The organism is Shewanella sp. POL2 (assembly GCF_000282755.1).
In the GTDB taxonomy this organism is placed as follows: domain Bacteria; phylum Pseudomonadota; class Gammaproteobacteria; order Enterobacterales; family Shewanellaceae; genus Shewanella; species Shewanella xiamenensis.
Window position 1 is genome coordinate 1 of sequence record NZ_AKZL01000141.1, and the last position, 6,758, is coordinate 6,758.

Genomic DNA, 6,758 nt, shown 5'->3' on the forward strand with positions numbered 1-6,758 from the left:
ACTCATTGTCTGGAGCCTCCATTTACAAGGCCAAAATTGAGTTTTTCTAACACTTCAGCTTTAGGACCATCGGCAACAACATGTCCCCTTTCAAGCACAATAATACGGTCAACTAATTGTAATAAATGCATTTTATGAGTGATTAATAGCAAGGTTCGATCCTTGCTGACATTTTGCATTGAGCGAATAAACTGTTGTTCTGCTCTCGCATCTAAACTGGCTGTAGGCTCATCCATTAGCAATACTGGCGGATCGTTAAGAGTCGCCCGAGCTAGGGCAACGGTTTGTCTTTGTCCACGACTAAGAGACATGCCACCTTCGCCGACTTGTTGATCTAGGCCTTCAGCCTCCAAATGGGTGAACTGACTGACACCTGAAAGCTGTACTGCACGGATAAGTTGATGCTCTGTCACTTGGCGAGTACCAAAGAGAATGTTATCTCTTATGGTACCGTGGAAGAGGGTGACGTCCTGCGGTAAGTAACCAAAGTTACGGCGCAGATCGCTAGGATGAATTTGTGCCGAATCGACCCCATCGTAACGTAGGCTACCGGTTGTGGGTTGGAACAGTCCAACGAGAAGTTTGGCTAAGGTACTTTTACCTGAACCATTACGACCGATAATTGCAATCCTTTCACCTGGGTTGATGGTTAATGAGAGCGGGTGAAGCACTGGCTTTTCTGAGCCGGGATAACTAAATCCAACATGGTCAGCATTAATTTTTCCGATTAAACGCTGCTTACTCACCAAGTGGCCTTTATTTTCAAACTCATCTTCCTGCACCATGAGCTCATTGAGTTGACGCAGTGCACTGGCTGTGTGGTTGGCGCGCGTCATCAGTCCTGCAAGTTGTGCCATTGGCGCTATTGCTCTGCTCGATAACATCACCGCAGCGATGATCCCCCCCATAGATATAGCGTTATCAGACACACGATAAACGCCTAAAATCACCACACAGACAACGGAAAATTGCACAATAAAGTTAGCGAAATTTGAGACTGAGTTAGACAGTTTTTTGGATCTTAATTGCCAGTTAGCGCTATGGCCGATCATTTGTTGCCAACTTTTTTGGACAATACCTTCTGCGCCGTTGGCTTTTATAGACTCTAACGCCGAAAGACTTTCTATCAAATGCCCATGTTTTAAGCTGGAAAACTTATTACCTTCTTCAATCGCCGCTTTTAATTTAGGTTGGGTATAAAGTGTAAAGCCGATAATGATCAAGCCTCCCACGACAGGGATCACGGCTAAATCACCTGCAACAATATAAATCACGATAAGGAAAAAGAGTGCGAAAGGAAGATCGACAAGTGTTGTTATCGTTGCTGAAGTTAAAATTTCCCGAATATTATCAAATTCTCCCAGTTGTTTTGCCATACCACCAATGCTTGGGGAACGTTTTTCCAATGGAATACCAATTGCTTTGGCAAATAGCTTCGACGAGACAATGATATCAACTTTTTTCCCTGCTACATCAATTAGGTAGCTTCTAAGTTGCCGCATAACAAGGTCAAATAAATAGGCAATTGATGCGCCAATCGCTAATACCCAAAGGGAGTCAAAAGCTAAATTAGGTACGACTTTGTCGTACACATTCATAATAAACAGGGGAGAAACTAAGGCAAATATGTTGACCAACACCGAGGCGATTAACGCATCTCGATAAATGGGCGCGGAGTCTTTTAAGGTTTGAACTAACCAGTGGGTTTTATTATCGTGCAAATAGACATCAAACCCCATGTCGCCACGATATTCTTGTTTGACTAAGAACAAATAGCCTACATACAAAGTTTCAAGTGACTCAATGGTGAGTTTTTCTTCACCGCCCGTTTCTGGCAGTTGGATGATTGCTCTATCTGATTCGAGGTCTAATTCCCGCAGAATACAGGCTTTCTTGTCTTTTAATAATAAAATACAGGGTAGCAGTATCGGCGAGATCTCATTTAAACCCTTACGAGATAATTTTGCTGCTAACCCTGCACGAGATGCTGCTTGAGGAAGCAGGTCGGGTGTTAATACCGCTCCAGACAAAGGCAAGCCTGCCGCAAGTGATTCACTTGAGCATGGATTACCAAAATGTTCAGTCAGAAGCACTAAACAATCTAGCAGTGGGTCAACAATTACCCGCTGTGATGCGGATATCGTCCACTGCTCAACTTTTTCAGACGCTGTAACAGGCACCTAATTATCTATCCTTTGATTTTTTATTTACTTATCAGAAGTATCGGTCATGATGGCCTATATTTCTATAGGCCATCCGAACTGATTTTTTATTAAGGAATGATATTGTTGTGTGGATCGGTCAGTGGTGTCACTCCTTGAGGTGCATCAGGTGTTACTGGTGGCGCTGTATCAATAATGAGTGGGCCATTACCATTGCTTCCGAGCAATCCATTAATAATACCCGCATTATCCGTTGCACCAAATTGGCTATAGAGGTTAACCCCATCAAGCACAATATGTTGATCGAACGTGCCATCCTTGTTTGCATCGATATCGATCACGGTTGAACCATTGTTTAAGCTAAAGCTTAGATAGCTTTCTAACGTGCCAGCCGTTTCTCCTTGGAGTAAATCACTCAGATCGAGCTTATCTTCACTCACATTGAAGTCCATGATGTGGTCTGTGCCTTTGTCAGCATCCGCATAGCGCCATACGAAGGTGTCTGCGCCACTATCGCCACGTAGTACATCATCACCAAGGCCACCAATTAAGGTATCGTTGCCTTCACCGCCGCGAAGCGCATCGTTATGGCTGCCGCCGTCAATATAATCATTTCCTATATGACCATAGAGAATGTCAGAGCCGGATTGACCATAAATTCTATCGTTACCACTACCGCCGTTCACAACGTCAGCTCTTTGAGATGCAACATCATTGGCTAATAACAAGCCATCGCTATCAACGATGCTATTTGTACCGCTTAATGTGCCTGTCATTATATGGTGAGTTGATAGAGCATTCACTGATAACTCAAGTTGGTCATCAGTTCCATAACCAATTGCACCAGTTTTGCCAGCGTATATAACGTCATCGCCCTTACCTGTTTCGATATGATCATTACCGTCACCGCCACTAACCACTTGAGCACTACTAGTGGTATAGCTCTTGTTGTTAGCGCCAGATGCAACGACTTCTTTACTTGAGCTATTGGTAATTATGCCGCTTTGACCTCCACCAAATGAGACGTTGAGTACTTTTTGTCCTGCAGAGTTTGCTTTTTCTCCATGCTCGACAATGATTGTGTCATTTAAGTTAGAGCCTTGAGTTGAAATCAAGTTAGCGTCAGCAATATTGATACCATTGGCATTGACCGGATTAACATCAATCTTCAAGGTGGCACTTGCTTTATCACCGTCGCCATCTTGGGTGGTGTAGGTGAAGGTTTCGATTGCTCCCGTAGCAGGAATGGTGTTTGCACTCGCCGTTAATTGGTATTGGTAAGTACCATCAGCATTAAGGACTAGATTACCGTAGGTTCCTATTATCGTTGTGCCAACTTGACCAGAAACGCCAGTATTTGTGTGGTCTCCTGTGGCGACGCCAATTACTGTCAGCACGCCATCGGCACCAGCCACATCATTGGTGAGCACATTGCCATCAGTGTGAGGCAGAGTGTAGCCATTTCCAGCCACCATACGTACGACTAACTCATAGCTAGTAGCAGCACCCTCATTGGTGTAGATAGAGGTAACAATGTTGCCATTAGTGTCTTTAAATCCAACAACCTGCATTGTATACATCTGACCTTCGTAGTTAAAGGTGACACTGGTTTGCCCAACAGTAACTATATCGCGTGATGAAACAGGATCATTGCTATTTGGTGTTTCATTATGACTAAAGTTAAGCGTCAATGTGACTGGAGTGACTACGCCGTAAGCATCAGTTACGTTAAATGTCACTTTCATTGTCGCTGCAGTGATTGAAGTTCCAGAGTCAATAGAATAGTTATAGTGCGTAAATTTACCCAGCACTATGTCTTGGTTTAAAGATAAGGAGCCATTTAGTGCAGCGTCATTATCAGCAAAACCATAACCTGACTGACTACCATTGGTAGAACCCCAGCGGAGTTGATCGTTACCGTTATCGTTATCAGGACCATCGTATGTGTTGACATAGGTTCCGCCAGCAACACCAGTCCAGTTGGCAACAATGCCTGAGAAGTTGAAGGAATCAACCACCACATCAAGCTGAGCCGTGTCGTTCTGGGCAAGGTTAACATCATCTGCGACAGTCACGGTCACATTGGAATGTGCGGTATTGCCGACACCGTCGACGGCAATAACCTGAATACCATTAACAGTTAGGCTGTTGGTGTTGACGCTGTGTGGCAGATTCGTTAACAACTGAGCGGTAACGGTGACATCACCTTGCTCACCTGCGTTGATGCGATCCCAATCTAGAGTTAAACGAATGGCCTCACGCCCATACACAGTACCAATTAACTGACCTTGATCATTAACTGCCCAATGAATTTGAGCGTTGATGCCCACTACAGAGATATTACTAATATCGCCAAACTGGAAGCTGCCAATTGAGTTGCTTCCAGACTTAAAGCTCAGTGTTTGGACACTTGAATCTGGTGCTCCTGCCTGTAGATCTGCTTCATTCAAGGTAGCAAAAGTATTAGGTGTCAGTGCTACTGGCACTAGCGGTGTTGTACTTGGTGGGTCTAAATGTACATTCAGATTACCAGATGATTTATCCCCATCACTATCAGTAGCGGTTACAACAAAGCTCAAATCGAGACTTTGGCTTGAGCTCACAATGGTTTGTGCTGTAGTGCCCGTAAACTGGAAGCTAGTTCCGCTTAGGGCTGATAGCTCAATGTATGCGATAGAACCCACATTTTGGATGAGCTGACCATTAGTAATATTACCTTCATGCAACAAGTTACCTTGATCATCATAGGCCTTATAGTGGATTTGTGTGGCCCCTGTAAAGCTAAAGCTTGCAGTCGCTGCATTTTCTGAGTAATCCACAATTAATACTTCATCACCATTCACAAATGGATTTGCAACTCCGAAACCATTATTAGTGCCGTTTACTTGAGCAACGTTATTATTGCCGTCACGTGCAGTCAGGGTGAAGGCAATGTCTGCATCTGTGGGAATCTTAGTAATGTCGTTGTAAACACCATAACCATGGGTTACAGGATCATAAGTGACATATACCGCTTCACCAATGCCTCCTTTTCCTCCTACAAGTCCAGCGATTTGTATGGTTGCTAGCTTATCAATACCCTGATTCATATCGAAAATGTATTGACCAGTAGTTGCATTGGTCGTTAGGGTAAAGATTAATGTCTGATTAGTACCATGGGTATAGGCGGAAGTTGTACCACTGGTATCGGTATAGGCGATCAGGACATTTGGATGAGCTGGGTCGACATAGTAATAGACAGTGAGTCCGCCCGCAGTAATGCCTGAGTCGGCGAAGGTTGTGCTTGTGCCGTTCCAACCTGTCACGTTTGCACTCAGACTCACGCTGTAGTTATCCGTAGCGGTATGGTCATTACCATCTGCGCCTAGGATATTAAGAGTGCCAACAATATCGACTGCCGTAGCACTATTGACTCCAGAGCCAGCACTTGGGGCAATATTAATCACGTCATCATTGATGGTAATGCTTACATTGCCTGTCAATACGCTATTATCGGCACCTACAGCCTCAATGACGATTCCATTAATCAGTGAACTGAGATTTTCGCCACTTAATCCATTAACTTGCTTGATGTTGTCTAATAACTCAACATTGACAGTAACGGCACCCGTAGTGCCCGCTGTTAACCCTGACGTCACAGAAGTGCCACTCAGAGTGACTTTAATTACTTCAATACCATCGATGGTTCCTACTAACGCACCATTCGCGGCTAGCGCCCAAACGATACTTACACCTGCAGCTAGGTTAGTTGCCGCAGAGATAGAGGAAGCGTTAAAACGGAACTGTGTAATATTCTGATTACCTGCAGTAAAGCTAATAGTATTAGAGAAGGTGTCAGGAATATTATCGCGTAGACTGCTTTCATTAACTGTTACGTTGCAAGAGTTAGGTTGATATACAGTCGCAGTATCGGAGTCTTGTGCAGAGGTGTTACTTACAGTGTCGGTTTGCGTTGCAGTCACAGTGATGCTTTGACCTGCAGTAGGCGCGGCTTCGCTCCAGCTGATAACGCCGTTAGCGTAGGTAAAGTTACCAAAGGTAAGGGTACCACTGCCATTATCAGTGAAGTCGGTAAAGCTCAGTTCAATTGCTGCACCACCATTAATGGTGAGCGTGACATAACCGCCGGCCACAAATTCTGCACCATCAATACTCACACTTATCTGCACGTCTGCGCCGCCGCTAGCGATCTCGCTGGCGGTCAGTAGACCATCACCTGGCATACCATCATCGACGATCCAGACCGTTGGTGAGGCTGGTGGAGTGTCGTCCAGATCTTTTTCAAACAGAGTGATATTAGCATCAGAATTCGCCCCATTGTTGTCAGTGGCTGTCACTACATAGACACCTGAGTTTGGTGCCTGTTCAAAATCGTTGACTGCTGCGGCAGCGCCAGAGGCAGTCATTGTGACTTTGCCTGTATTGTCAATGGAGAAGTAACCATCTTCACTAACGGCATGGTAGCTGCCATCTGCCCACTTGAAGCTAAAGCCTGTCACTGTGCCATCGATATCCGATGCCACCACATTAGCTACAACAGCACCTGCAATCTGATTCTCGAAGTAACCAAACTCTTGATTACTGATGATAGGCGCA

Annotated in this window: 2 protein-coding genes; both read right to left on the bottom strand. The window is 44.7% G+C overall.

The genetic code is table 11. The features are described 5' to 3' along the window. Positions 1-2 precede the first annotated feature (2 nt). On the bottom strand, positions 3-2,180 hold the full coding sequence (locus SHEWPOL2_RS21160) for a type I secretion system permease/ATPase (RefSeq protein ID WP_037431422.1): 2,178 nt from the start codon (positions 2,178-2,180) through the stop codon (positions 3-5). Positions 2,181-2,272: 92 nt separating this feature from the next. Then, positions 2,273-6,758: choice-of-anchor K domain-containing protein (locus SHEWPOL2_RS21165; protein WP_157173883.1), on the bottom strand; the 4,486-nt coding region annotated here is incomplete at its 5' end.